The following is a 25,167-nucleotide window of genomic DNA, read 5'->3' as shown; positions in this document are numbered from 1 at the left end:
GACCGCAGCCGTGCTTTCCATCCCGAACACCTTCACGCCCGAGCGGCGCGAGCTGTTCTTCCAGGTGCTGGAGGACACGTGCTCGCCCAAGCAGGCCGCTGCGGCGGCGGGTATCAGCAGGCAGACGGCCTTCTACCACAAGGCCAACGACATCGAGTTCCGTACGCGGTGGGAGAGGCGCCCGAGGCCACCGAGAAGAAGCCCCGAGGCAAGGGTATCGGCGCGCTCGCACGCGCGATCCTGATGGACCAGGCGGGCCACCCGCACGCGCTCATCGCCGAGATGGTAAACGCGCAGATCGAGGGCGCTGCCGCCACCGCCAAGTCGGTACGCTGGTACGCCAACGACATGCGCAAGAGGGGAGTCGAGGTGCCGCCGCGTCAGAAACATCATCCGGCCGACATGGACGAGGAGCAGTCAGCCGAGGCCCTGCGCACCGTGCGGGTGGTCGAGCCCGCGCCCTCCGACGGCTGACGCCGTTCTCCCGCCGTGCAAGAGAAAGGGCCACCGAGACGGTGGCCCTTTCATTTCATCGACTTGTGGTGCGTCGCGCTCCGATGGTGGATCAGGCGGCAGCTTCCTCGGGCGTCATAACGGGGACTTGAGCCTCGGGGTCATCGGCCTTCCGGGCGTTGTAGAGGTGCTTCGCCTTCTCCCACACGAGGGCCGCCGTCGTGCGCGCGTGGAGTTCATGCATGCCTTCGAACCCACGCAGGTAGTCGGTGAGGGCGGCCTTCGGCCAGTCCTCTGCGCCGTAGACGTCCGCCAAATCGATGTAGTAACGGTACCAGTCGTACTCCGCGTGGCAGTCGAGTACGTCCGCGCCGAACCCGCGCAGGGCAGTCGCCTCGTCGAGGTCCTTCTTCACCGCCTCGAGGAGTACCCAGCCCTCGTCGTTGTCATGGTCTCTGTCACTGAGGATACTCGTCGGCATCAGCTTCCAGGCCGAGACGAGGCGCTCCGTGGAGCCGCCGGTTTCCGACGGTGCAAGATCGATCGCGACCGCAAACAATTGGTAGCGAGCGAACTCATAGATACCAGCCACGGCCTTGGTGTTCGTTTCGATGTTTCGGTTCTGGCTCATGTGCATTTTTCCCAGTTGGTTGTCACTGATCGGGCGACCAGCTGGTGAGGAATGCTAAGCACACTTTTCGACGCCGTATGTAAACGAATGCTGGAACTGCCGCCTTCCCGACATTTCCGAGGAACGTTTATTTACAACGCGCCAGCGCGCGTGCTTGCGAGGCGAGGAGGCCACTCGCCTTCCGTCCATTCAAGGCCGAGCTGTTCGAGGATGTAGCGCGACGCCGCCTCCTGGTGCTTGCGCAGGTGCTCGGGGCCGACGTGGATGTAGCCCATCGTGACGTTGCTCGCCGCGTGGTTGAGCAGGTACTTCAGCTCAAGCAGCGGGACGCCCGCCTGCACGGCTAGCGTGGCGAACGTATGCCGCAGGGCGTGCCCCGTCAGGCCATCCAGCTCGTGCTGCGCGACCTCGGCGACGTGACCCGACTTCGACTCGGCGGGGAACAGCCACGGCGTCTTCCGGTGGAGTCGCGGGTTCTCCTCGACGCGGTGGCCGAGCAGGTCGGCGAGCGGCCCCGACAGCGGCAGGTCGAACGCTCGGGTCGATCCACCCTTGGGCTTGGGCACGTGCAGGCGCCCGGAGGCGAGGTCCAGGTCCGAGGCGCGAGCCTCGCAGGCAGACGTGCGCCGCATGCCGGTGAGCACCATGAACAGGTGCAGGTCGCGCCGCACCGGGTGGAGGCCGAGCACCGCCTTGCCCCAAGCCCTGAGCCTGTCCGTCGGCGCGTCCACCTTGCGCCGCCGCAGCCCGTGGTAATCCACGTTCCCGCAGGGGTTCGGCGGCAGGTCCGGGTGCTCGCGCAGGCCCCGGTTGTACACGGCCCTGAAGATGCGGAAGGCGTTGTCCGCCGAGGGCGCGCCGTGCCGCTCGGTGATCCTGCGGTGCCTGTCGCGCACGCCCGAGCGGTCCGCGCCGAGCTCGGCCAGCGGGCGGTCGAGCCAGTCGGACAGGTACTGCTCGCAGTTGTAGCGGTAGTCGTCCTTGGTCCTCGGGGACAGCGGCTTTGCCACCAGGTGGAGGTCGAGCGCTTCGCGCAGGGTGATCCCGCGCGCACGCGCCCGGCGGCGCTCCTCGTTCGGGTTGACCCCGCCGCGCATGCCGACCAGCGTCTGCCGGGCGGCGTCGCGGGCCTGCTTGGCGTCCATCGCCGGGTGGTCGCCCAGCTTCGTCCTGACCTGGCGGCCGTTGACGAGGGACTGGACGTAGAAGCTGCGCTTGGTGGCGGTGACGATGAGGTAGAACCCCCTCATCTCGGTGTCGGCGTACAGGGCCGACTTGCCCGGTTCGGACCGGGGTGCCCTCTCGACGAGGGACTGGGTGATCTTCGACTTCATGCTGGCTCCGTGGGTGGCGGGGCCACGGCACGGACACGGTTTCGCACCACAAGGTGCCGTGTTCAGACGCGCCGTAAGTGCCCCTGAAGCCTCATTAGGTCGCGGTTTTCCCTTGCTGTAAGCGCACTTAGGCCATCTGATACCAAATCATGGCAGTATGCGCACGCAGCGATTCGTAATGCGTAGGTCGCAGGTTCGATTCCTGTTTCCGGCACCACGTAACCCCGAAAACAGTCCAACCGCCCGGCCAACGATCCAACGGCCGCGCCGCGTCCCGGACACGTCTCCAGACGGCTCCGCCTCCACGCGGGGCCGTTCGCGTTTGCGGCGCCGCCCGATCCGGCCGCGCGCGCATGGCACGCCGCTCCGCATCCAACGCCCTGCCTCCGCCGCCGCCCCCCCCCCCGCTGCATTCCTGCGCGCGCCGCGCCGTCCGCCCGACAAAACCGCCGCGCGCAGCGCCCTCGTCGCCACGCCGCCGCCCCTGCCCGCAGCGCACGCCCGGTGCGCTTCGCCGCGCACGCCCGATCCGCGACCTCGTTGCCGCTTTGCGCCATCGCGCACGTCGAATGTGCTGTTTTGTGCGCTCGCGCCAAGGCGGGGCGCTTGCCGATGGCCGAGTCTCGCCGCGCGGCGCGGATGCAGGGGGCTGCCGCCGCTGCCACCTTTTTTCGCAGCAGGAGCCCCCCCATGAACCGTTCTGTGTTGCAACGCGGCTTGCCGCTCGCGCTGGCGATCGGCGCCACGCTCGCCGCCGCCTCGGCCCAGGCCAAGCTGCCCGACGGCGCGCTCGACCCCGCCTTCGGTCGCCGCGGCCTGGTCGTCACCGACTTCCCGGTGAACGACGACTTCGTCCGCGCCGTCGCCATCCAGGCCGACGGCAAGATCCTCACCATCGGCGAAGGCGGCGGCGACGCGCCGCTGCATCGCGATTACCTGCACTGCCGGCTGCTGCGCTTCGGCGCCGACGGCAAGCTCGACGCCGGCTTCGGCGACGGCGGGCAGGTGCGGATCAAGCTGCGCTCCAACTCGCAGCCCGCCGCATGCCGCGCGCTGGCGGTGCAGGCCGACGGCCGCATCCTCGTCGCCGGCGGCAACAAGGGCGATGCGCTGCTGCTGCGCTTTCTCGCCGACGGCAAGCCCGACCGCGGCTTCTCACGCGACGGCGTGCAGACCCTCGACGCCGGCGGCTTCGACGAGTTCTACGGCCTCGCGCTGCAGGCCGACGGCCGCATCGTCGCCGCCGGCAAGCGTTTCGACGCCGACAGCGGCCAGGATGCGGTGGTGCTGGCGCGCTACCGCGGCGACGGCAACGCCGACCGCGGCTTCGGCCGCAACGGCGTGGTGGTGACGGCGCATCCCGAACAGGCCCAGGGCGCCGGCGCCCAACACGTGCTGCTGCAAGCCGACGGCAAGATCGTCGTCGCCGGCGGCGGCGGACGCTGGAACCTGATCGCGCGCTATCTGCGCGACGGCCGCCCCGACCCGGGCTTCGGCAAGAACGGCAGCACCGTCGACCGCATCACCGGCCTCAATGCCGGCGCGCAGGGGTTGGTGCTGCAGACCGACGGCAAATTCCTCAGCAGCCATCCCATCGTCGCCGGCAGCGGCGTGCGCGGAACGTTGCTGCGCCACAACGCCGACGGCAGCCTCGACACCACTTACCACCGCCCGGACCTGGAGATCTCCGGCCGGCTGGCGCCGCAATCCGACGGCCGCGTGCTGGTGGTCGGCAACACCGCCGGCGCCGCGCCCAAGCCCGGCCGCCTGCAGCGGGTGAATCCGGACGGCTCGGTCGATGCCACGTTCGCGGTCGCGCCGATCGACTTCGGCGGCAACGACGATTACTTCATCGACCTCGCCGTGCCCGGCGGCGGCCGCATGGTGGTGGCGGCGTGGCTCAGCGACGAGAACCGCATCGGCCTGGCGCGCGTGGCGGCGACCACCTACTGCCTGGCCGACCCGGTCAACCCGGGCCGCTGGATCGGCTTCAGCGAGAGCGGCTGGTTCTCGACCATCGACAGCGGCATCGGCGGCAGCGGCCAGGGCCTGCTCGCCCAGGGCCGGCTGCGCTCGGTGCAGCCGCCGGGGCAACCGGCCGGACGCGCGCTCAGCGCCGGCGGCCCGGCGCCCGCGGCGTACCGGGTCGACGCGTTCGCCGTCACCGGCGACGTGCGCGGCTTCGGCTTCGCCAACGTCAGCAAGCGCGGCAGCGCACCGGCGACGTACGGCCTGGTGGATACGCGCATGAACGATCCGGCCTGCAAGATCCTGCCGGGACGCTGAGCGCGGCGCCTGAAAGACAGCGGCCGGGCCCGCGGGTCCGGCCGTCGCGCGTCGCGGCGGATGCATCGCCGCGACGTCCGCGCGCCTGGGTGGCGAGCGTTTTCACGGCGGCAGCTGTCGAAGCCGCCGGGTCGAAGCCGCTGCGTCGAAGACCCTCGCGCTCAAGAACCATTGCTTTCGAAGCCGCCGCATTCGCAGCCACGCTTGTCGAAACGGCACGCCCCCGCATCCGCCCGCTCTCGAATCCTTCCCCAGCGCCCGCCGTCGAAAACGCGGGCCTGCGCGCGCCGGCGCATCGCCGCGCACACCGCATCCAAGGACGTCCACATGCCCCGACCCTCCGCTCCGCGCCGCGCCCGCGCCGGCTTGTGCCTCGCGGCTTCGCTGCTCGCCGCCGCCCTCGCCCTTCCGTTCGCCGCAACCGCCGCCACGCCGGCCGACGGCAGCGCCGACCGCAGCTTCGGCCGCGACGGCATCGCGCAGCCGCAGTTCCCGGTCTACGACGACGCGCTCGCCTCCATCGCCGTACAAGGCGACGGCGGCGTGCTCGCGCTGAGCGCCGACTACACCGTGCCCAACGACTGGGGCACGCTGCGCTGCCGCCTGCTGCGCCTGGACCGCGACGGCCGCGTCGATCCGCGCTTCGGCGACAGCGGCCAGGTGGCGATCGTGCAGGCCACGCGCTTCGGCAATTCCAGTTGCGCGCAACTGCTGCTGCAACCCGACGGCAAGATCGTGATCGTCGGCTCGCTCGACGCCGACCTGATGCTGCTGCGCTTCAACGCCGACGGCAGCGCCGACACCGGCTTCGGCGACGGCGGCAAGAGCCTCGTCGATACGTTCTACATCATCAGTCCGTACGCGGCGGCGTTGCAGGCCGACGGCAAGGTCGTGGTCGCCGGCGAAGGCTTCGACGACTCGGCCAAGCGCTCGGTGGCGCTGGCCGTGCGCGTCGGCGCCGACGGCCGCGCCGACGCCGGCTTCGGCCGCGACGGCCTGAGCATCACCGATCTGCCTGAGCTGCGCTTCGGCGTTTACGCCGGCCATCTCGCGCTGCAGCCCGACGGACGCATCCTCATGGCCGGCGGCGCATCGCCGCTCGGCCTGCTGTTGCTGCGGCTGCGGCCCGACGGCAGCCCCGATCCCGAGTTCGGCCAGCGCGGCCGGGTGATCGCGCACATCGACGGCATGTACGACGACACCGCCGGCCTGTTGCTGCTCAACGACGGCAGCCTGCTCAGCAGCCACTTCGTCTGGCCGACCGGTCCCGGCGCGCCGACCCGCGGCGCGGTGCTGCGCTGGCGCGCGGACGGCAGCCGCGACCTGGGTTTCCGCTCGCCCGACCTGCTCGTCGGCGGCGAGCTGATCGCCCAGGCCGACGGCCGCATCCTGGCGGCGGCCAATCGCGGCGACATCAAGCCGCACGGGTTGATCCAGCGCTTCGCCCTGGACGGAACCGTGGATGCGTCGTTCGTCCCGCAACTGCCGGACGTGGGCGACGACGACGCCTACCTGGGCCCGATCGCGTTCGCCGACGACGGGCGCATCGTGATCGCCGCCCGCTACGACCGCAGCCGCCGCTATGCCGTCGCCCGGCTGCACAACGCCACCTACTGCCTCGCCGATCCGGCCGATCCCGGCCGCTTCCTCGGCTTCAGCCCGAGCGGCTGGTTCTCCACCGCCGACAGCGGCGTCGGCGGCAGCGGCGCCGGGCTGATCGCGCGCGGGCGCGTGCGCACAGCGCATCTGCCCGGCCAGCCGCTGGCCTACGCGCTCAGCGCCGGCGGACCGGCGCCGGCGGCGTACCGGGCGGACGCGTTCGCGGTCGCCGACGGCGCGCACGGCTTCGGTTTCGCCAACATCGCGCTGCGCCGGGCGGCGACGCCGGGCCGCTACGCGCTGGTGGACGCGCGCGCCAACGACTCGGCCTGCCGGCCGCGATCGGGGCGCTGAGCCGCAGGCGCGAGCGCGCGTAGCGACGGACGAAAAAAAACCGGCCCGTCGGGGCCGGTTTTTTCGCCGCGCGACGACGGCGCTCGGCCGGCGTCAGCTGACCAGCTGCAGCCGCAGTTCCTTCGGCAGCGCGAACACCATGCTCTCCTGCTCGCCGTCGAGTTCGGTCACGTGCTGGGCGCCGAGTTCGCTCAGTCGGTCGATCACCCCGCGCACCAGCACTTCCGGCGCCGAGGCGCCGGCGGTGATGCCGATGCGGCTGCGGCCCTCGACCCAGCGCGGATCGATCTCGTCCGCGCCGTCGATCAGGTAGGAGGTCACGCCCTCGCGCTCGGCCAGCTCGCGCAGGCGGTTGGAGTTGGAGCTGTTCGGCGAACCGACCACCAGCACCAGGTCGCAGCGCGCGGCCAGCTCGCGCACCGAATCCTGGCGGTTCTGGGTGGCGTAGCAGATGTCGTCGTTCTTCGGGCCCTGGATCGCCGGGTACTTGGCGCGCAGGGCCTCGATCACGCTGCGGGTGTCGTCGACCGACAGCGTGGTCTGGGTGGTGTAGGCCAGGTTGTCGGGCTGGTCGACCTGCATCGCGGCGACGTCGTCGGCGTCCTCGACCAGGTAGATGCGGCCCGAACCGGCCTCGCGCTTCCACTGCCCCATCGTGCCCTCGACCTCGGGATGGCCTTCGTGGCCGATCAGCACCACGTCGCGCCCGGCACGGCAGTGGCGCGAGACTTCCAGGTGCACCTTGGTCACCAGCGGACAGGTCGCGTCGAACACCTTGAGCCCGCGCCGCTCGGCTTCCGCGCGCACCGCCTTGGACACGCCGTGGGCGCTGAAGATCACGGTGGCGCCGTCGGGCACCTCGTCGAGTTCCTCGACGAACACCGCGCCGCGGTGCTTGAGGTCGTCGACGACGAAACGGTTGTGCACGACTTCGTGGCGCACGTAGATCGGCGCGCCGAGGGTCTCGATCGCGCGCTTGACGATCTCGATGGCGCGGTCGACGCCGGCGCAGAAGCCGCGGGGGTTGGCGAGCAGGACGTCCATGGGGGGATTGTACTCCGGTCCCGGGGGGCTGGCAGCGGAGGAGAAGTGAGCCTGGAGGAGCGAGGAGTGAGCGAAAGCCGCTCTTGCTCGCGTCTCACTCCTCTCCGCTCACTCCTGCTTTTCCTTGCTGAACAGCCCGAACGCCGCGATCCCGATCGCGCCGCCGACGATGGCGGCATCGGCGATGTTGAACGAGGGCCAGTAGAAGCTGCGCCAGTACCACTGGATGAAATCGACCACGTGGCCGTGCATGAGCCGGTCGATGACGTTGCCGATCGCCCCGCCGATCACCAGCGCGTACGGCAGCGCGGTCTTCCAGTCGCCGCGCGGGGTGCGCGCCAGCCAGCGCGCCAGCAGGCCGCTGATGCCGACCGCCAGGGCCAGGAAGAAGTACTTCTGCCAGCCGCCGGCGTCGCTGAGGAAGCTGAAGGCCGCGCCGGTGTTGTAGCTGCGGTACCAGTTCCAGAACCCTTCGATCACCACCACCGGGGTGTACTCGGGCAGCGCGCTCAGCACCCAGTTCTTGCTCCACTGGTCGAGCGCGATCACCACGATCGAGACGATCAGCCAGGGCAACGCGTTCTTTGCGGGGGTGCTTGTCATTGTTCGGAATCGGGCAATGGGGAGTGGAGAATCGCGAGCCGGCGCGCGCATCGCTACGCGCGCCGCCAGCGCGTCAGAACCAGCGGCGCTCTTCGCCCGGGCCTTCGACGTTGCTCACGCAGCGTCCGCAGAGCTCGGGATGCGCGGGGTCGGAACCGACGTCGGCGCGGTAGTGCCAGCAGCGCACGCACTTGCTCTTGCCGGTCTTGGCCGCGAGCACGGCGATGTCCTTGATGCCGTCGTCGGCCACCACTTCGACGTCGCCGCTGATGAACAGGAAACGCAGTTCGTCGGCCAGCGGCGCCAGCCAGTTCTGGTCGGCCACGCCGCAGCGCAGCGAGATCTCCGCTTCCAGCGCCGCGCCGATCTCGCCGGCCGCGCGCATCGGCTCCAGCGCGCGGGTCACGCTCTCGCGCAGTTCCAGCAAGCGCTTGAAGTCCTCGTCCGACAGCGCCGCGTCGGCCGGCAACGGCGCCAGGCCGTCGTACCAGGTCGCGAACAGCACGTTGTCTTCGCGCGCACCGTGGTCGGTGTTGGCCGGCAGGTGCCGCCACATTTCGTCGGCGGTGAACGCCAGCACCGGCGCGATCCAGCGCACGAACGCTTCGGCGATGCGGTACATCGCGCTCTGCGCCGAGCGGCGGCCGCGCGAATCCTCGCGCATGGTGTAGAGCCGGTCCTTGGTCACGTCCAGGTACAGCGAGCCCAGGTCGACGCTGCAGAAGTTCGACAGCAGTTGCACGATCTCGGCGAAGTCGTAACGCTCGTAGGCCGAGGCGATGCGCTCCTGCACTTCGCTGGCGCGATGCACGATCCAGCGGTCGAGCGCGACCATGTCCTCAAGCGCGACCAGATCGCGCGCCGGGTCGAAGCCGCTGAGGTTGCCGAGCAGGAAGCGCGCGGTGTTGCGGATGCGGCGGTAGACGTCGGCGTTCTGCTTGAGGATCTTGTCCGACACCGACATCTCGGCGCTGAAGTCGGTCGAGGCGACCCACAGGCGCAGCACGTCGGCGCCCATCGCGTCGATGACCTTCTGCGGCACCACCACGTTGCCGAGCGACTTGGACTGCTTCTTGCCCTGCTCGTCGACCGTGAAGCCGTGGGTCAGCACCTGTCGGTACGGCGCCGCGCCGTCCATCGCCACGCCGGTCAGCAGCGCGCTGTGGAACCAGCCGCGGTGCTGGTCGGAGCCTTCCAGGTACAGGTCGGCCGGCTTGCGCAGGCCGTCCTGCGGCCGCTGCGCGAGCACGCATTCGTGGCTGGCGCCGGAGTCGAACCAGACGTCGAGGATGTCGGTGACCTTCTCGTAGTCGCCGGCCTCGTCGCCCAGCAGTTGCTCGGCGGTCATCGCGTACCACGCGTCCACGCCTTCGCGTTCCACCGCGTCGGCGACCTGGCGCATGATCTCGACCGTGCGCGGATGCGGCTGGCCGCTCTCGCGGTTGAAGAACAGCGCGATCGGCACGCCCCAGTAGCGCTGGCGCGAGATGGTCCAGTCCGGACGGCTCTCGATCATGTTGTAGATGCGCGACTCGCCCCAGCCCGGGATCCAGGTCACGCCCGGGATCGCGGCCAGCGCGTCGCGGCGCAGCCCGGCCTTCTCCATCGACAGGAACCACTGCGGGGTGGCGCGGAACACCACCGGGGTCTTGTGCCGCCAGCAGTGCGGATAGCTGTGCTTGATCCGGCCCTGCGCCAGCAGCGCGCCGTTCTCGCGCAGGATCTGCAGCAGCAGTTCGTCGCTCTTGAAGATGTGCTTGCCGGCGAGGACGTGCTCGCCCGCGGCCGGCGTCGACGGCAGGTACAGGCCGCGGCCGTCGACCGGATTGATCTGCCCGGCGCTGTAGCGCTCGATCAGGCCGTACTTGAGCGAGACCGCGTAGTCCTCCTGGCCGTGGCCGGGCGCGGTGTGGACCGCGCCGGTGCCGGCGTCGGTGGTCACGTGCTCGCCCAGCAGCACCGGGATTTCGCGCTCGGCATAGAACGGATGGCGCAGGCGCAGGCCCTCGAAGGCCTCGCCCGGGTGCGCGGACCAGTCGCGGGTCTCGACGCTGTGGCCCTGCTTGAGCACGTCCGCACGGGTGATCGCGGCCAGCACCGCGCCGACCAGTTCGCTGGCGATCAGCAAGTATTCCGGACGCGCGCTCGGCTCCTTGAACAAGGCCTCCTCGCCCGGCTCGATCCGCACCAGCGAGTATTCGACGCTCGGGCCCATCGACACCGCCAGGCTCGCCGGCAGCGTCCACGGCGTGGTCGTCCAGATCGGCACCGACAGCGGGCTGCCGTCGTCCTCGATCCCGAACACGTCGAACACGCGCTTGCGGTCGAGCACCGGGTAGCGCACGTAGATCTGGGTCGATTCCTTGTCGTGGTACTCGATCTCCGCCTCGGCCAGGGCCGAGCCGCAGTCGAAGCACCAGTGCACCGGCTTGGAGCCGCGCACCAGGTGGCCGCGTTCGACGATCTTGGCCAGCGACCGCATGATGTCCGCCTCGTAGCGGAAATCCATGGTCAGGTAGGGATTCTCCCAGTCGCCGATCACGCCCAGGCGCTTGAAGTCGCGGCGCTGCAGCTCGACCTGGGTGGCGGCGTACTCGCGGCACTTGGCGCGGAACTGGGCCGCGTCGAGCTTCTCGCCGACCTTGCCCCAGGTCTTCTCGACCTTGGTCTCGATCGGCAGGCCGTGGCAGTCCCAGCCCGGGACATACGGCGCATCGAAGCCGGCCAGCAGCCGCGACTTCACCACGATGTCCTTGAGCACCTTGTTGAGCGCGTGGCCGATGTGGATCTCGCCGTTGGCGTACGGCGGGCCGTCGTGGAGCACGAAGCTGCGCTCGCGGTCCTTCACCTTCTCGCGAATTCGCTGATACAGGCCTTCGCTTTCCCAGCGCGCCAGGGTCTCCGGCTCGCGCTTGGGCAGGTCGCCGCGCATCGGGAATTCGGTCGCCGGCAGCAGCAAGGTGGCCTTGTACGGGTTGCCGGCGGCGGGTTGGCTCGGATCGTTGGTCACAGCGGGTCTCGGACGGGTCTTCGGCGGATTGGGTCGCGCTGAGGGTTCGCGCTAGAGGGTCAGGCGGTCGTTTCGGCCGCGTCGGCGCCGGACGCGCGCAGCGGGTCCGGCGGCAAGGCGGGATGCAACTGGCGGCGCTGCGCGTCCAGCGCCAGCGACTGGCGCGCTTGCGCGGCATCGCGGTGCATCTGCTGCGTCAGCGTGGCCAGGTCGGGGAACTTGAGTTCGGCGCGCAGGTGGGCGACGAATTCGACCTCGATCCTGTGACCGTACAGGTCGCCGTCGAAATCGAACAGATGCGCTTCCAGCAGCGGCTCCACCCCGGCCACGGTCGGGCGCGTGCCCAGGCTCGACACCGACGGCCACGGCCGCTCGCCGATGCCGTGCACCCAGGTCGCGTAGATGCCCGACAACGCCGGGGTCTTGCCGCCGAAACGCAGGTTGGCGGTGGGAAAGCCGAGGGTGCGGCCGAGCTGGCGGCCGCGTACCACGTGGCCGCCGATCGCGTAAGGCCGGCCGAGCAGGCGCGCGGCGGCGGCGAAATCGCCGGCCAGCAGGATCTCGCGGATGCGGGTGCTGGACACGCGCTCGCCGTCCAGGTGCACCGGCTCGATCTCGTGCGCGCCGAAACCGGCCGCCTCGCCCATGCGCCGCAGCAGCGCGATGTCGCCGCCGCGGGCCTTGCCGAAACGGAACTGCGGGCCGACCCAGACCTCGCGCGCGGCCAGTTGTTCGACCAGCACGCGCTGGACGAATTCCTCGCCGCTCCAGCGGCTCAGCTCGCCGTTGAAGCGCAGCAGGCCGACCTGATCGGCGTCCAGCGCCAGCAGGCCCTCGGCCTTGGCCCGCGGCAGCAACAGCCGCGGCGGCGGCGCTGCCGGGGCGAAGAACTCGCGCGGCAGCGGCTCGAAGCTCAGCGCCACCGCCGGCACGCCCAGGGCGCGCGCGCGCGCCACCGTGTGGCGCACCAGCGCGCGATGGCCCAGGTGCAGGCCATCGAAGGCGCCGATGCAGACCACACTGCCGTGCGGGCATCGCGTCCCGCGGTCGACGTCTCGAAACAGCCTGCTCATTCGGATTCTGGCGTGGACGAACCCGGATCGCCCGGGATACGGCTTGAAGGATGAATAGAGAAGTATAGCCGGCGGCCGCCGCTCTCAATGGCACCCGGCGCCGCGGTTGGCCGAGGTTCGCCTTGCCGAGCGACCTTCGAGCCGTGGTGGGAGGACCTTCAGGCCCGACGCTTTCGGCTCAGGTCGCCGAACTCGGACACAACAGCATCGGGCCTGAAGGCCCTCCCACCACAGCCCGAAGGCCATCGGCCGAAGCCTCAATGCCCGCGCAGATCCCGCGGCCGGATGCCCTGCAGCCACAGCAGCGCGCCATACGCCGCGCCGCCCGCGCCGACCACCACCGCCAGCTTCCACGCCCGCTCCCACCACGGCCAGCCGGTCCAGCCCGGCCATAGCCACAGCAGGAACAGCACCACGGCGCTCAGGCCGACGCTGGCCACGCCGATCTGGCGCAGGAATCGGCCCCAACCCGGCTGGCGCCGGTACACCCGCGCCCGGCGCAGGTACCAGGCCAGTTGCAGCGCATTGGTCCAGCCGGCGATGGCGATCGCCAGGGCCAGGCAGGCGTGCGCGCCGGGCACCTCGCCCAGCGCCTGGGTCAGGCTCGCCCCGCGCGCCAGCGCGGCGCGGCCGGCGTCGCTGAAGTACACCGCCGCCAGCAGCAGGCCGACCGTCGACAGCAGGTTCACCGCCACCGACACCACGGCCGACTTGACCGGGGTCTTGGTGTCCTGGCGCGAATAGAACGCCGGCGCCAGCACCTTCACCAGCAAGAACGCCGGCACCGCGGTCGACTGCGCCATCAGGCTCAGCTGGATCATGCGGGTGTCCTGCGGGGTCAGCCGGCCGTACTGGAACAGCGCCGCGATCAGCGCCTCGGCGCACAGCACCAGGCCCAGGCAGGCCGGCACGCCGATCAGCAGGCACAGGCGGAACCCCCAATCCAGCGCCTTGGAATAGCCCTCGCTGTCGGTCGCGGCATGGCGCTTGGACAGGTGCGGCAGGATCACCGTGCCGATGGCGACGCCGAACATGCCCAGCGGAAACTCCAGCAGGCGATCGGTGAGGTACAGCCAGCTCACGCTGCCGACGATCAGAAACGAGGCCAGCGCGGTGTTCAGCAGCAGGTTGAGCTGGGCCACCGACGAGCCGAACAGGGTCGGCACCATCAGCTTGAGGATCTTGCGCACGCCCGAATGCTTCCAGCCCCAGCGCGGCCGCGGCAGCAAGCCCAGCTTGGCCAGCGCCGGCAGCTGGAACACCAGTTGCAGCACACCGGCGAAAAACACGCCCCAGGCCAGCGCCAGCACCGGCTCGGCGCCGAACGGCCGCATCAGCGGCGCGGCCGCGGCGGCCGCGGCGATCATCGAAATGTTCAGCAGCACCGGCGACAGCGCCGGCACCGCGAACTTCTCGTAGCTGTTGAGCACCCCGCCGACCAGCGAGGCCAGCGAGATGAACAACGCGTACGGGAAGGTGATCTGCAGCATCTGGGTCGCCAGCCGGTACTGCTCGCTGCCCGGGGCGAAGCCCGGCGCGAACACGCCCATGACCCAGGGCGCGGCCAGCACCACCACGGCGGTCAGCACCACCAGCGCCGCCGTCAGGGTGCCGGTGACCCGGTCGATCAGTTCCTTGACCGCGGCGTGGTCGTGCTGTTCCTTGTACTCGGCCAGCACCGGCACGAAGGCCATCGAGAACGAACCCTCGGCCGAGAGCCGGCGCATGAAGTTCGGAATCCTGAACGCGACGAAGAACGCGTCCATGGCCGGGCTGGCGCCGAACTGCCAGGCGTAGACTTGGTCGCGGATGAGACCGGTGATGCGCGAGATGAAGGTCATCGCGCTGAACACCACCGAGGAACGCAGCAGGCCGCCCTTGCTCATGCCCGCCCTCCCCGGCTCTGCGCCGCCCGGCCTTGTCCGGATCCGGGCGGGTTGACGCAAGCCCCTGAATCGCCCATACTTTTGGGTCTGATTTTCCGCGACTGCGCAAGACCCGGTTCCGACCGTCGTCCGGCGTCTTGTCTCTCGTCTAGTTTCATCAACGTTTTCAACCTAATTTTCAGGAATTCACCGTGGCAAACATCAAGTCCGCCAAGAAGCGCGCCAAGCAGACTGTCGTGCGCAACGCCCGCAACGCCAGCCAGCGTTCGATGCTGCGTACCGCCGTCAAGAAGGTGCTCAAGGCCCTCGGCGAGAACGACGCCGCCGGTGCCAAGTCCGCGTTCGACGTCGCCCAGCCGATCCTCGACCGTTTCAGCGCCCGTGGCCTGATCCACAAGAACAAGGCCGCCCGCCACAAGAGCCGCCTGTCGGCGCGCATCAAGGCGCTCGCGACCGCCGCTTGATCCGCCGCCCGCCCGGGCTGCGACCAACACAAACCCGGCCTCGGCCGGGTTTTTGTTTGCCTGGCGCTTTTCGCCGTCCCGGCGCTGCGCAGGGACGCACTGCCCGGCCGCGCGCGGGCGCGGCGAGGCCAGGACGAGAGGACGCAACGCGGACATGCCGCGCATCTTCGGCGCGGCGGGTGAAGCTGGATTGAAGTCGGCCGCGCCGCTCGCGCGCGCGGCCGGGCCGCGGCGCCAGCTGCGCCGCGACGGGTTCACGTGTTGAGGATGCCGAGCCCGAGGCTCAGGGCGCATGGCCGCCGGCGGCGCTGGCAGCCTCCAGCGCGTCCTCGCGCTGGCGGTCGAAGAACGCCATCACGTCGCGCATGATCGGCGCGGTGCCTTCGCGCCCGATCGCCGAGACCACGTACCAGCGGTCGGTCCAGCCCAGCTCAGCCAGCGTCGCGCGCACGATCTCGTCGCGCTCCTCGTCCAGCAGCAGGTCGGACTTGTTGAACACCAGCCAGCGCGGCTTGTCGAGCAATTCGGGATCGTGCTTGCGCAGCTCGTTCTCGATCGCGCGCACCTGCTCGGCCGGGCTCAGGCCTTCTACCCCGCCCTCCATCGGCGCGATGTCCACCAGGTGCAGCAGCAGGCGGGTGCGCTGCAGATGGCGCAGGAACTGCGCGCCCAGGCCGGCGCCGTCGGCCGCGCCTTCGATCAGGCCCGGGATGTCGGCGATGACGAAGCTGCGGTGCGCCTCGACGCTGACCACGCCGAGGTTGGGATACAGCGTGGTGAACGGATAGTCCGCGACCTTCGGCGTCGCCGCCGAAACCGCGCGGATCAGCGTGCTCTTGCCGGCGTTGGGGAAGCCCAGCAGGCCGACGTCGGCCAGCAGCTTCAACTCCATCTTGAGCATGCGCTCCTCGCCCGGCAGGCCCGGCAGCGCCTTGCGCGGCGTGCGGTTGATCGAGCTCTTGAAATGCATGTTGCCCAGCCCGCCCTTGCCGCCGCGCGCGACCAGCAGGCGGTCGCCGTGGGCGGTCAGGTCGCCGATGACCTCGTCGGTCTCGACATTGGTCACCACCGTGCCGACCGGCACGACGATGATCAGGTCTTCGCCGCCCTTGCCGTACATCTGCCGGCCCATGCCGTTCTCGCCGCGCTTGGCGCGGAACTGCTTCTGGTGGCGGAAATCGACCAGGGTGTTGAGGTTTTCGTCGGCCAGCAGGTACACGCTGCCGCCGTCGCCGCCGTCGCCGCCGTCCGGCCCGCCGAGCGGGATGAACTTCTCGCGACGGAAGCCGACGCAGCCGTTGCCGCCGTTGCCGGCGATGACCTGGATTTCAGCTTCGTCTACGAGTTTCATCGGGGCCGGGAATAGAAAATGGAGTTGGAAAAATCGTCGATGCGGCACGCGCGAGTCTAACGCCGCGCGGCGCCGATGCATGTCCGTCGGGGCGGAACGCGAACCATCGGGACGGAGGGAGAACCGCCGCGGCGATTCCCGATGCCCGAGGCTCCAGGCGTCGAGCCCCAAACGAAAAACCCCGCCGAAGCGGGGCTCCTCGCGGCAACGTCGCGGCGCGATTACTCGGCGACGACGACGCTGACGGTGCGGCGGCTCTTCGGGCCCTTGGTCGAGAACTCGACCTTGCCGTCGACCAGCGCGAACAGGGTGTGGTCGCGACCAAGGCCGACGTTGGCGCCCGGGTGGAACTGGGTGCCGCGCTGACGCACGATGATGTTGCCGGCCTCGATGGCCTGGCCGCCGTAGATCTTCACGCCCAGGTACTTCGGGTTGGAGTCGCGGCCGTTGCGGGTGGAACCTACGCCCTTTTTGTGTGCCATGGCTGCTGCTCCTTACTTGTTGTCGCCACCGGCGATGCCGGTGATCTGGATTTCGGTGTAGTGCTGACGGTGGCCCATCTGCTTGCGATGGTGCTTGCGGCGGCGGAACTTGACGATGCGCACCTTGTCGGCGCGGCCGTGGCCGACGACCGTGGCGGTGACGCTGGCGCCCTTGAGCGCGTCGCCGATCTTGATGCCTTCGCCGTCGCCGAGCATCAGCACGGTGTCGAACTTGATTTCGCTGCCGGCTTCGACGTCCAGCAGCTCGACGCGGAGCGTCTCGCCTTGCATCACGCGGTATTGCTTACCGCCGGTGACCAGAACTGCGTACATGACCAGATTCCTCTGTAGTTATTTTGGTCCTGCGCCGCCCAGGGATGGACGGACAGAAGCGGAATTCTAGGCGCTTCAGCGAGTTACGGCAACTGCGAGGGTCCGACTGACTCGGCCCGGGCCGGCCGCGCAAATCACATCCATTTAAAATCAATAACTTAGCCAATTCAGACCGCAATCGGCCGCCGCCTGGTTCTGAACGGGGCATCCGCGGCTCCGCCTGAATGCGACGCAGAGGCCCTCCCGACCCCGCAGGTGCCACATCCGACCTCGCCTCGGCCAGCCCCGCGCCTGCGCGAGCCGGCCCGATTCGGGCCACCCGGCACCTCGAGGCGTACCGAACCACTCTCCTCGCCTTCGCGGCTTTGGCCGATGCGCCAAAACGATTCGGCAGCGGAAACAAAATTCGCGCGCGCACCTCCATCGCGGTCGCACGCAGTCGCATGCGCGGACAAGAAGCGTGCAAGCGCTCAAGAAAATGCACCGCCGCACATCAGAAAGCGCATCGACGAAGTTCACAGTTCCGGAAGAAATTTTTTCGCGCAAAAAATCCACGCGCGCAACACCGCCGGCGCATCCGCGCGCGAAAACGCCTGCAAATCCAGGCCCGTACGAATAGCGCCGAAATCGCGGCAAAAAAACTCACTGCGCATGGATGTGCGCTCAGTCGCATTCATCCGCCGTACACCGCTTCGATGACACTTGCATGCCACCGTCGCGCTCAATTAGCTTCGGACGCAAGCGACTTGCAGGGGGTCGCGCGACATGGAACGGCACCGTCCTTGCGCAGCGCGTGCGACGCACGCGCGCCAGCATGGTGCAGTCGCGTCATCGGGGACTTCCTGCATGGGCTTGCAGTCGTCTGTTCGCTGTCCCGCCAAAACATCGGCACGCACATCGGCACGTACATCGGCAATCCGCGCGGCGCTCCGTCGCCGCGCACCCGCACGCACGCATTCGCGCTGTCCACGCCGCCCGCGGCGCATGGAGACGCGCCGCTGCGCGCGCCGCACACCGCAGCACGCCGGCCCCGCGCCGCGCGCGCTCGCCCAGCAAGTCCCGCGACGGCGCCCGGCACGGCGCCTGCGCGGACCAAGGCCCGACGCTCGACAGGGGATGCGAAGGGGATCATGCGCAACGAAGGATCAAGGAAGTTTGTCATGACTCGCAAAGCACGTTCGATGAAATGGACCGCTCTGGCGCTGGCGACTGCCGTGGTGATCGCGCCGGTCGCCTATTCCGGCGGCAAATTGCAGGCCGTCAACAAGGTGCCCAACGCCAAGGCCGCCGCCTCGCAGAAGGCGACCAAGCTGGCGCAGGCCAAGCAGACGCCGGAGACCACCTCCAGCCGCTTCATCATCACCCGCGCGCAGGGCGCCGCCGCCAAGGTGAGCGCGGCCGCGATGAACCAGCAGTACGCCAAGGCCGCCAGCAAGCTCGGCCTCGGCATCAAGCCGCTGCGCACGCTGGCGACCGGCTCGCAGCTGATCAAGACCGACACCCCGCTCGACGCCGCCGCCGAGAAAGAGCTGGCGATCGAGCTGATGAAGAACGACTCGAGCATCATCGAAGTCACCCGCGACAAGCGCGTGCATTCGTTCATGGTGCCCAACGATCCGGGCTACGCCCAGCAGTGGCACTACAAGAACGGCCCGGGCGGCCTCAACCTCGAGCCGGCCTGGGACATCGCCACCGGCAGCGGCATCGTGGTCGCGGTGCTCGACACCGGCATCACCCCGCATGGCGATCTCAACGCCAACATCATTCCGGGCTACGACTTCATCGAAGATCCGGAAGTCAGCGTCGACGGCGACGGCCGCGACGCCGACCCGAACGATCCGGGCGACTGGCACGACGGCGAGTGCAACATCTTCGGCATCCCCGAGGACAGCAGCTGGCACGGCACCCACGTGGCCGGCACCATCGCCGCGGCGACCAACAACGGCACCGGCGTGGCCGGCGTCGCCCACGGCGCCAAGGTCCAGCCGGTGCGCGTGCTGGGCAAGTGCGGCGGCTACACCTCCGACGTCATCGACGCGGTGACCTGGGCCTCGGGCGGCACCGTCGCCGGCGTGCCCGCCAACGCCACTCCGGCCGAGGTCATCAACCTCAGCCTCGGCGGTTCCGGCGCGTGCTCGGCGGCCGAGCAGACCGCGTTCGACGCCGCGCGCGCGCGCGGCACCACCGTGGTCATCGCCTCGGGCAACGCCGGCAGCGACGTGTCCGGCTACTCGCCGGCGAACTGCGACGGCGTGATCGCGGTGTCGGCGGTGGGCCCGACCGGCGCGCTGGCCGACTACTCCAACTTCGGCAACAAGATCGACGTCGCCGCGCCCGGCGGCTCGGGCGTGGTGCCGGCGGCCGACAACATCCTGTCGACCCTGAACCTGGGCCTGCAGGGCCAGGAAGGCGAAGGCTATGCGTGGATGGCCGGCACCTCGATGGCCTCGCCGCACGTGGCCGGCGTGGTCGCGCTGATGCAGTCGGCGGCGTCCACGCCGAAGACCCCGGCCGAGGTCGAGAAGATCCTGGTCAACACCGCCCACGTCGGCGGCCAGCCGGGCGGCTGCAGCTGGAGCAACTGGTGCGGCTCGGGCATCGTCGACGCGCGTCTCGCCGTCGCCGTGGCCAAGGGCACCGAGCCGCTGCCGCCGGATCCGCAGGCGCCGGAACCGGAGCCGGCGACCGAGCTGGAGAACGGCATCACCGTGACCAACATCGAGGTCGACGCCAACGGCATCCTGCGCTACCAGCTGCTGGTCCCGAACGGCGCCTCGAACCTGCTGTTCGCCATGTACGGCGGCACCGGCGACTCGGACATCTACGTCAAGTACGGCGCCGAGCCGAGCAGCACGTCCTACGACTGCCGCCCGTTCACCTCGTCCAACAACGAGACCTGCTTCTTCCCGACCCCGAAGGGCGGCGTGTGGTACGTCCAGATCAAGGGCTATCGCGCCTCCAGCGGCATCTCGCTGTACCCGAGCTTCGTCGACGCGAACTATCCGCGCCGCCTCGACGCCAAGGCCAGCGCGCTGCCGAACCACCGCACCTCGGTCAACCTGTCGTGGGAGAAGGGCAAGAAGAACATCGACATCTGGCGCAACGGCGCGATCCTCAAGACCGTCCGCAACACCGGCGCCAATACCGATACCTTCCGCATCATCGGCAGCGGCACCATGAGCTACAAGGTGTGCAACAACGGTACGCAGGAATGCGACGATCCGGTCGAGATCACCTACAACTCGAGCCGCTGATCGCCGCGCTGCGGCACAGGCACTAAGCGAAGGGCCCGGCGCGCCGGGCCCTTCGTGTTTGCGCCGCTCCCAGCCCGTCGTTCCCGCGAACGCGGGAATCCAGGGCGTTTCGAGCGAGAACGCCGCGGGTTGATGCGACGACCGCGCGGACGGATTTGCGACATCGTCGCGATGAAGCCCTGGATTCCCGCGTTCGCGGGAATGACGACGTGGCGAGCGGCGCCGCGCCGCACGTATCGCGATCGGTGCCGCACGATCGGTGCCGCACGATCGGTGCCGCATGATCGGCGCACTTCGATCAGCGCCGCGCGATCGCGACCATCGCGGGAACTTGCGCGCCGCGACGGACTCCGTTAACTCGTAGCCGCTAGCCCGTAGCCACCGCGACGCATCGCCATCGAAGCCTCGCGGCACGCGATCCCCCACGCATCGAACCGCACGCGCCACCCCGTTCCTCGCAGCCCCTTCCAGCGGAGACTCCATGCGCACTGCCCGTTCCAACCACCGTCCCGATCCCCGCGCCGGCCGCGCCGACATCGTCGCCGGCGGCGCTTCCCGCAGCGGCGCGCTCGCCGCCGCCGCGTTGCTGGCCGCCCTCGCCGGCCTCAGCGCCTGCAACCGCAACGCGCCCGCCACCGACGCCGCGCCCGTCGCCGATGCGGCCGCGCCGGCCGCCGCCGCGCCGGTCGCGCCGGTCGAGGCCAAGCTCGGCCTGGCCAACAACAACGGCGCGATCCGCTACGACGGCCGGGTCGACAGCGAAGCCACCCGCAAGGCGCTCGCCATCGCCCTCGCCCAGGCCTATTCGGGACAGATCGCCGGCGACCTGGAGGTCGGCAAGGCGGTCAAACCGGCGCCGTGGCAGGACAAGCTGCCGCAGTTCGTCGCCGCGCTGACCATGTCCGGGGTCGCGGTGACGTTCGAAGGCGACAGCATCGAGCTCAGCGGCCAGGCCAGCGACGCCGACCGCGCGCTGCTGCTGGAGAAGGCCAAGACCCTGTTCCCGGGATTCCGCTACGGCGGTCTGTTCGAGGGCGTCGGCGGAGAAGCCGCGTCCAGCGACGCGGCGGCGCAGGCGCTGGCGGCCCTGGTGCCGGGCAAGTCCGGCGCCGGCGAGATCGCGCAGGCGCTGAACAAGATCGAGGTGCGCTTCGAGGAAGGCGGCGCGCGCATCGCGCCGGCCAGCCTGGACATCCTCAGCCGCGCGGCCAAGGCGCTCGCGGCCGGGCCGAAGGACGCGCGCTACGAGATCGTCGGCCCCGGCGGCGGCGCCGGCCAGCCCGCCGACAACGAGATCCTCTCGCGCCAGCGCGCCGAGGCGGTCAAGGTCCAGCTGATCGTCGCCGGCACCAACCCCGGCGCGCTCGACACCCGTGGCGAGCCGGGCACGGCGGCGACGCCTTTGAAGTTCAATCCGGTCAAGTAGCGCCCTGAATCGAACGCGCCGGCGGCCGCCGCGGACGGCCGCGGCCGCTCGAAACTGAACGATTACAGCAAGTGCGGCCAAGGCCGCATTCCTGTGGGAGGGGCTTCAGGCCCGATGCTTTCGTCTCAGGTCGCCGCGACCTGAGACGAAAGCATCGGGCCTGAAGCCCCTCCCACAGCCTTATGCGCCGCGCATTTGCGCGTCGCCCGCGCCACCGTCGCGAAGCCGGCCGCTCGCCCGGCCCGACCCGCGACCCAAGCCCCACGGGCCTGCGACGGCATCGCCCGCGCGCCCCGCCGCCGCTTCCGTTGCGCGGATTTGCCCCCATCTCCCCCACTCGATACGCTCCCCTGTTCGCCGTCGCCTTCCGCGCCGGCGACCCTCCCCCTTGCAGGCACCCGATGGCGCTGGACTACATCCGCATCCGCGGCGCGCGGACGCACAACCTCAAGAACATCGATCTCGATCTGCCGCGCGACAAGCTGATCGTGATCACCGGACTGTCCGGTTCGGGCAAGTCCTCGCTGGCCTTCGACACCATCTACGCCGAAGGCCAGCGCCGCTACGTCGAATCGCTGTCGGCCTACGCCCGGCAGTTCCTGTCGGTGATGGAAAAGCCCGATGTCGACCACATCGAAGGCCTGTCGCCGGCGATTTCGATCGAGCAGAAATCCACCTCGCACAACCCGCGTTCGACCGTCGGCACGATCACCGAGGTCTACGACTACCTGCGCCTGCTGTACGCGCGCGTCGGCAGTCCGCGCTGCCCCGACCACCACTATCCGCTGGAAGCGCAGACCGTCAGCCAGATGGTCGACCAGGCGATCGCGCTCGATCCGGAACAGCGCTACATGCTGCTGGCGCCGGTCATCCGCGAGCGCAAGGGCGAGCACGCCCAGGTGTTCGAGCAACTGCGCGCGCAGGGCTTCGTGCGCGTGCGCGTGGACGGCGCGCTGTACGAGATCGACGCGGTGCCGCCGCTGGCGCTGCGGGTCAAGCACACCATCGAGGCGGTGGTCGACCGCTTCCGCCCGCGCGAAGACATCAAGCAGCGCCTGGCCGAATCCTTCGAGACCGCGCTCAAGCTCGGCGACGGCATGGCCCAGGTGATGTCGCTGGACAAGGACGACGCCGAGCCGCTGCTGTTCTCGTCCAAGTACAGCTGCCCGGTCTGCGACTACTCGCTGCCGGAACTGGAACCGCGGCTGTTCTCGTTCAACTCGCCGGTCGGCGCCTGCCCGACCTGCGACGGCCTCGGCGTGGCCGAGTTCTTCGATCCCGCGCGCGTGGTCGTGCATCCCGAACTCTCGCTCGCCGCCGGCGCGGTGCGCGGCTGGGACCGCCGCAACGCCTATTACTTCCAGCTGATCCAGTCGCTGGCCAAGCACTACAAGTTCAGCGTCGACACGCCGTGGCAGTCGCTCAGCGCCGCGCAGCAGAAGGCGGTGCTGTACGGCAGCGGCGACGAGCTGATCAGCTTCAACTACATCACCGAGAACGGCGGCCGCAGCCAGCGCAAGCACCGCTTCGAAGGCATCGTGCCGAACCTGGAGCGGCGCTACCGCGAGACCGAATCGGCCGCGGTGCGCGAGGAACTGGCCAAGTTCATCAGCCAGCGTCCCTGCCCCGACTGCGGCGGCGCGCGCCTCAACCGCGCCGCGCGCAACGTGTTCGTGGCCGAGCGTCCGCTGCCGGAACTGGTGGTGCTGCCGGTCGACGATGCGCTGGAGTTCTTCAAGACCCTGCAACTGCCGGGCTGGCGCGGCGAGATCGCGGTCAAGATCGTCAAGGAGATCGTCGACCGCCTGCGCTTCCTGGTCGACGTCGGCCTGGATTACCTCACGCTCGAGCGCAAGGCCGACTCGCTGTCGGGCGGCGAGGCCCAGCGCATCCGCCTGGCCAGCCAGATCGGCGCCGGCCTGGTCGGCGTGATGTACGTGCTCGACGAGCCGTCGATCGGCCTGCACCAGCGCGACAACGAACGCCTGCTCGGCACCCTGACCCGGCTGCGCGACCTCGGCAACACCGTGATCGTGGTCGAACACGACGAGGACGCGATCCGCCTGGCCGACCACGTCGTCGACATCGGTCCCGGCGCCGGCGTGCACGGCGGCGAGGTGATCGCCCAAGGCACCCTGCAGGACCTGCTCAAGGCGCCGCGTTCGCTGACCGGCCAGTACCTCAGCGGCAAGCGCAAGATCGACATCCCGAAGAACCGGCACAAGCCCAATCCGAAGGCGACGATGCACCTGCGCGGCGCCACCGGCAACAACCTCAAGGACGTCGACCTGTCGATTCCGGCGGGCCTGCTGACCTGCATCACCGGCGTGTCGGGCTCGGGCAAGTCCACCCTCATCAACGACACGCTCTACGTCATCGCCGCAAACGAACTCAACGGCGCGGCGCAGACCCCGGCGCCGCACAGGTCGGTGGAGAACATCGAGCTGTTCGACAAGGTCGTCGACATCGACCAGTCGCCGATCGGCCGCACCCCGCGTTCGAACCCGGCCACGTACACCGGCCTGTTCACCCCGCTGCGCGAGCTGTTCGCGCAGGTGCCGGAAGCGCGCGCGCGCGGCTACTCGCCGGGCCGTTTCAGCTTCAACGTGCGCGGCGGCCGCTGCGAGGCCTGCCAGGGCGACGGCCTGATCAAGGTCGAGATGCACTTCCTGCCGGACGTGTACGTGCCCTGCGACGTCTGCCACGGCAAGCGCTACAACCGCGAGACCCTGGAGGTCCTGTACAAGGGCTACAACATCAACGACGTGCTGGAGATGACGGTCGAGGCCGCGCTGGCGCTGTTCGAGGCGGTGCCGACCATCGCCCGCAAGCTCGAGACGCTGATGGACGTGGGCCTGAGCTACATCAAGCTGGGCCAGAGCGCGACCACGCTGTCCGGCGGCGAAGCGCAGCGGGTCAAGCTGTCCAAGGAGCTCTCGCGCCGCGACACCGGCCGCACCCTGTACATCCTCGACGAGCCCACCACCGGCCTGCACTTCCACGACATCGAGCACCTGCTCGCGGTGCTGCACCGCCTGCGCGACGACGGCAACACCGTGGTCGTGATCGAGCACAACCTCGACGTCATCAAGACCGCCGACTGGGTCGTCGACCTGGGGCCGGAAGGCGGCCATCGCGGCGGCAGCATCCTCGCCACCGGCACGCCCGAGCACATCGCCTCGCTGGCGCATTCCTACACCGGCCGCTTCCTCGCGCCGCTGCTGGGCATGCCGGTGCCGGGCGAACCGGGATCGGGCAAGGCCGGCGGCGACAAGAAGCCGGCCAAGGCCGCCAAGCCCGCGGCCAAGACCGCGAACAAGACCACCCCATCCAAGACCGACGCGCCGCCCGCGCGCGCCAAGAAGAAATCCGCCGCATGAGCGACAGCAACAACGAAGCCGCACCCAAGGCCAAGACGGCCAAGCCCCCAAGCAAACAGGCGCTCAAGCAGACGCCCAAGCAGGCGGCCACGCCCGCCGCCGGGCAAACGGCCAAGCAGGCCGGCAAGAAGACGGCGCCGCGCAAGCGTGCGCCGCGCAAGCGCAACAGCGAGACCGCCGCGCCCGCGGCGGTCGAGAGCGTCG

Annotated in this window: 17 protein-coding genes and 2 pseudogenes; 8 read left to right on the top strand and 11 right to left on the bottom strand. The window is 69.7% G+C overall.

All coding sequences use genetic code 11. The features are described 5' to 3' along the window. Nucleotides 1-174: 174 nt before the first annotated feature. A pseudogene (locus tag RDV84_RS16230) lies at nucleotides 175-474 on the top strand (hypothetical protein); the annotation flags it as partial. 91 nt (nucleotides 475-565) lie between these two features. On the opposite strand, the gene RDV84_RS16225 reads toward RDV84_RS16230, so the two are convergent. After that, nucleotides 566-1,084 carry a hypothetical protein gene (locus tag RDV84_RS16225; protein WP_309150921.1) on the bottom strand — a complete coding sequence of 173 codons (519 nt, stop codon included), beginning with the start codon at nucleotides 1,082-1,084 and terminating at the stop codon, nucleotides 566-568. Nucleotides 1,085-1,215: 131 nt separating this feature from the next. Then, nucleotides 1,216-2,418, bottom strand: coding sequence for a tyrosine-type recombinase/integrase (locus RDV84_RS16220; RefSeq protein ID WP_309150920.1), 1,203 nt, complete (start codon nucleotides 2,416-2,418; stop codon nucleotides 1,216-1,218). Between the two features lie 690 nt (nucleotides 2,419-3,108). Here RDV84_RS16220 and RDV84_RS16215 point away from each other — a divergent pair. Beyond that, nucleotides 3,109-4,704, top strand: coding sequence for a hypothetical protein (locus RDV84_RS16215; protein WP_309150919.1), 1,596 nt, complete (start codon nucleotides 3,109-3,111; stop codon nucleotides 4,702-4,704). A gap of 327 nt (nucleotides 4,705-5,031) precedes the next feature. Continuing rightward, nucleotides 5,032-6,657, top strand: coding sequence for a delta-60 repeat domain-containing protein (locus RDV84_RS16210; RefSeq protein ID WP_309150918.1), 1,626 nt, complete (start codon nucleotides 5,032-5,034; stop codon nucleotides 6,655-6,657). A 93-nt stretch (nucleotides 6,658-6,750) separates the two neighbouring features. On the opposite strand, the gene ispH is transcribed toward RDV84_RS16210, so the two are convergent. From ispH to RDV84_RS16190, 4 genes are all read right to left on the bottom strand, one after another. Continuing rightward, nucleotides 6,751-7,701: a 4-hydroxy-3-methylbut-2-enyl diphosphate reductase gene (gene ispH, locus RDV84_RS16205; protein ID WP_057948178.1), complete on the bottom strand. Its 951-nt coding sequence runs from the start codon at nucleotides 7,699-7,701 to the stop codon at nucleotides 6,751-6,753. Between the two features lie 108 nt (nucleotides 7,702-7,809). Then, nucleotides 7,810-8,304: a signal peptidase II gene (gene lspA, locus RDV84_RS16200; protein WP_057948179.1), complete on the bottom strand. Its 495-nt coding sequence runs from the start codon at nucleotides 8,302-8,304 to the stop codon at nucleotides 7,810-7,812. A 73-nt stretch (nucleotides 8,305-8,377) separates the two neighbouring features. Beyond that, nucleotides 8,378-11,236: an isoleucine--tRNA ligase gene (gene ileS, locus RDV84_RS16195; protein WP_309153743.1), complete on the bottom strand. Its 2,859-nt coding sequence runs from the start codon at nucleotides 11,234-11,236 to the stop codon at nucleotides 8,378-8,380. Nucleotides 11,237-11,373: 137 nt separating this feature from the next. Further along, nucleotides 11,374-12,387 carry a bifunctional riboflavin kinase/FAD synthetase gene (locus tag RDV84_RS16190; RefSeq protein WP_309150917.1) on the bottom strand — a complete coding sequence of 338 codons (1,014 nt, stop codon included), beginning with the start codon at nucleotides 12,385-12,387 and terminating at the stop codon, nucleotides 11,374-11,376. Between the two features lie 143 nt (nucleotides 12,388-12,530). Here RDV84_RS16190 and RDV84_RS26640 point away from each other — a divergent pair. Continuing rightward, a pseudogene (locus tag RDV84_RS26640) lies at nucleotides 12,531-12,617 on the top strand (DUF6053 domain-containing protein); the annotation flags it as partial. Between the two features lie 27 nt (nucleotides 12,618-12,644). Here RDV84_RS26640 and murJ read toward each other — a convergent pair. Further along, nucleotides 12,645-14,273 (bottom strand): murein biosynthesis integral membrane protein MurJ, encoded by a 1,629-nt coding sequence (gene murJ, locus RDV84_RS16185; RefSeq protein WP_078998826.1) that lies wholly within the window; start codon nucleotides 14,271-14,273, stop codon nucleotides 12,645-12,647. Nucleotides 14,274-14,464: 191 nt separating this feature from the next. On the opposite strand from murJ, the gene rpsT reads away from it, so the two are divergent. Continuing rightward, entirely contained in the window at nucleotides 14,465-14,737 is a 273-nt protein-coding gene (gene rpsT, locus RDV84_RS16180; protein ID WP_057948182.1) for a 30S ribosomal protein S20, read from the top strand. 283 nt (nucleotides 14,738-15,020) lie between these two features. Here the strand turns inward: rpsT and cgtA are convergent, their stop codons facing one another. The 4 genes from cgtA to RDV84_RS16160 all read right to left on the bottom strand — a co-directional run bounded on the left by cgtA (nucleotide 15,021) and on the right by RDV84_RS16160 (nucleotide 17,556). Continuing rightward, nucleotides 15,021-16,088, bottom strand: coding sequence for an Obg family GTPase CgtA (cgtA, locus tag RDV84_RS16175; protein ID WP_309150916.1), 1,068 nt, complete (start codon nucleotides 16,086-16,088; stop codon nucleotides 15,021-15,023). A gap of 221 nt (nucleotides 16,089-16,309) precedes the next feature. After that, nucleotides 16,310-16,570, bottom strand: coding sequence for a 50S ribosomal protein L27 (gene rpmA / locus RDV84_RS16170; protein WP_078998824.1), 261 nt, complete (start codon nucleotides 16,568-16,570; stop codon nucleotides 16,310-16,312). 12 nt (nucleotides 16,571-16,582) lie between these two features. Continuing rightward, the gene (gene rplU, locus RDV84_RS16165; protein ID WP_057948185.1) at nucleotides 16,583-16,903 is read right to left on the bottom strand and encodes a 50S ribosomal protein L21; all 321 of its coding nucleotides are present in this window, start codon (nucleotides 16,901-16,903) and stop codon (nucleotides 16,583-16,585) included. Nucleotides 16,904-17,418: 515 nt separating this feature from the next. Further along, nucleotides 17,419-17,556: a hypothetical protein gene (locus RDV84_RS16160; protein WP_309150915.1), complete on the bottom strand. Its 138-nt coding sequence runs from the start codon at nucleotides 17,554-17,556 to the stop codon at nucleotides 17,419-17,421. Between the two features lie 528 nt (nucleotides 17,557-18,084). Here RDV84_RS16160 and RDV84_RS16155 point away from each other — a divergent pair. The 3 genes from RDV84_RS16155 to uvrA all read left to right on the top strand — a co-directional run bounded on the left by RDV84_RS16155 (nucleotide 18,085) and on the right by uvrA (nucleotide 24,963). After that, nucleotides 18,085-20,157, top strand: coding sequence for a S8 family peptidase (locus RDV84_RS16155; RefSeq protein ID WP_250449706.1), 2,073 nt, complete (start codon nucleotides 18,085-18,087; stop codon nucleotides 20,155-20,157). Nucleotides 20,158-20,638: 481 nt separating this feature from the next. Further along, the gene (locus tag RDV84_RS16150) at nucleotides 20,639-21,583 is read left to right on the top strand and encodes an OmpA family protein (RefSeq protein WP_309150914.1); all 945 of its coding nucleotides are present in this window, start codon (nucleotides 20,639-20,641) and stop codon (nucleotides 21,581-21,583) included. A gap of 401 nt (nucleotides 21,584-21,984) precedes the next feature. Continuing rightward, entirely contained in the window at nucleotides 21,985-24,963 is a 2,979-nt protein-coding gene (uvrA, locus tag RDV84_RS16145; protein WP_309150913.1) for an excinuclease ABC subunit UvrA, read from the top strand. The last annotated feature ends 204 nt before the right edge of the window (nucleotides 24,964-25,167 follow it).

This window comes from Lysobacter yananisis, assembly GCF_031199375.1.
GTDB classification, from domain to species: domain Bacteria; phylum Pseudomonadota; class Gammaproteobacteria; order Xanthomonadales; family Xanthomonadaceae; genus Lysobacter; species Lysobacter yananisis.
Note: the sequence above shows the minus strand (reverse complement) of the source record. Positions and strands in the feature narration are given on the sequence as shown.

Coding starts and splice junctions, on each gene's coding strand:
- RDV84_RS16225 (WP_309150921.1), bottom strand. CDS start 1,084: ATGAGCCAGAACCGAAACATCGAAACGAACACCAAGGCCGTGGCTGGT.
- RDV84_RS16220 (WP_309150920.1), bottom strand. CDS start 2,418: ATGAAGTCGAAGATCACCCAGTCCCTCGTCGAGAGGGCACCCCGGTCC.
- RDV84_RS16215 (WP_309150919.1), top strand. CDS start 3,109: ATGAACCGTTCTGTGTTGCAACGCGGCTTGCCGCTCGCGCTGGCGATC.
- RDV84_RS16210 (WP_309150918.1), top strand. CDS start 5,032: ATGCCCCGACCCTCCGCTCCGCGCCGCGCCCGCGCCGGCTTGTGCCTC.
- ispH (WP_057948178.1), bottom strand. CDS start 7,701: ATGGACGTCCTGCTCGCCAACCCCCGCGGCTTCTGCGCCGGCGTCGAC.
- lspA (WP_057948179.1), bottom strand. CDS start 8,304: ATGACAAGCACCCCCGCAAAGAACGCGTTGCCCTGGCTGATCGTCTCG.
- ileS (WP_309153743.1), bottom strand. CDS start 11,236: ATGCGCGGCGACCTGCCCAAGCGCGAGCCGGAGACCCTGGCGCGCTGG.
- RDV84_RS16190 (WP_309150917.1), bottom strand. CDS start 12,387: ATGAGCAGGCTGTTTCGAGACGTCGACCGCGGGACGCGATGCCCGCAC.
- murJ (WP_078998826.1), bottom strand. CDS start 14,273: ATGAGCAAGGGCGGCCTGCTGCGTTCCTCGGTGGTGTTCAGCGCGATG.
- cgtA (WP_309150916.1), bottom strand. CDS start 16,088: ATGAAACTCGTAGACGAAGCTGAAATCCAGGTCATCGCCGGCAACGGC.
- rpmA (WP_078998824.1), bottom strand. CDS start 16,570: ATGGCACACAAAAAGGGCGTAGGTTCCACCCGCAACGGCCGCGACTCC.
- rplU (WP_057948185.1), bottom strand. CDS start 16,903: ATGTACGCAGTTCTGGTCACCGGCGGTAAGCAATACCGCGTGATGCAA.
- RDV84_RS16160 (WP_309150915.1), bottom strand. CDS start 17,556: ATGCGCAGTGAGTTTTTTTGCCGCGATTTCGGCGCTATTCGTACGGGC.
- RDV84_RS16155 (WP_250449706.1), top strand. CDS start 18,085: ATGAAATGGACCGCTCTGGCGCTGGCGACTGCCGTGGTGATCGCGCCG.
- RDV84_RS16150 (WP_309150914.1), top strand. CDS start 20,639: ATGCGCACTGCCCGTTCCAACCACCGTCCCGATCCCCGCGCCGGCCGC.
- uvrA (WP_309150913.1), top strand. CDS start 21,985: ATGGCGCTGGACTACATCCGCATCCGCGGCGCGCGGACGCACAACCTC.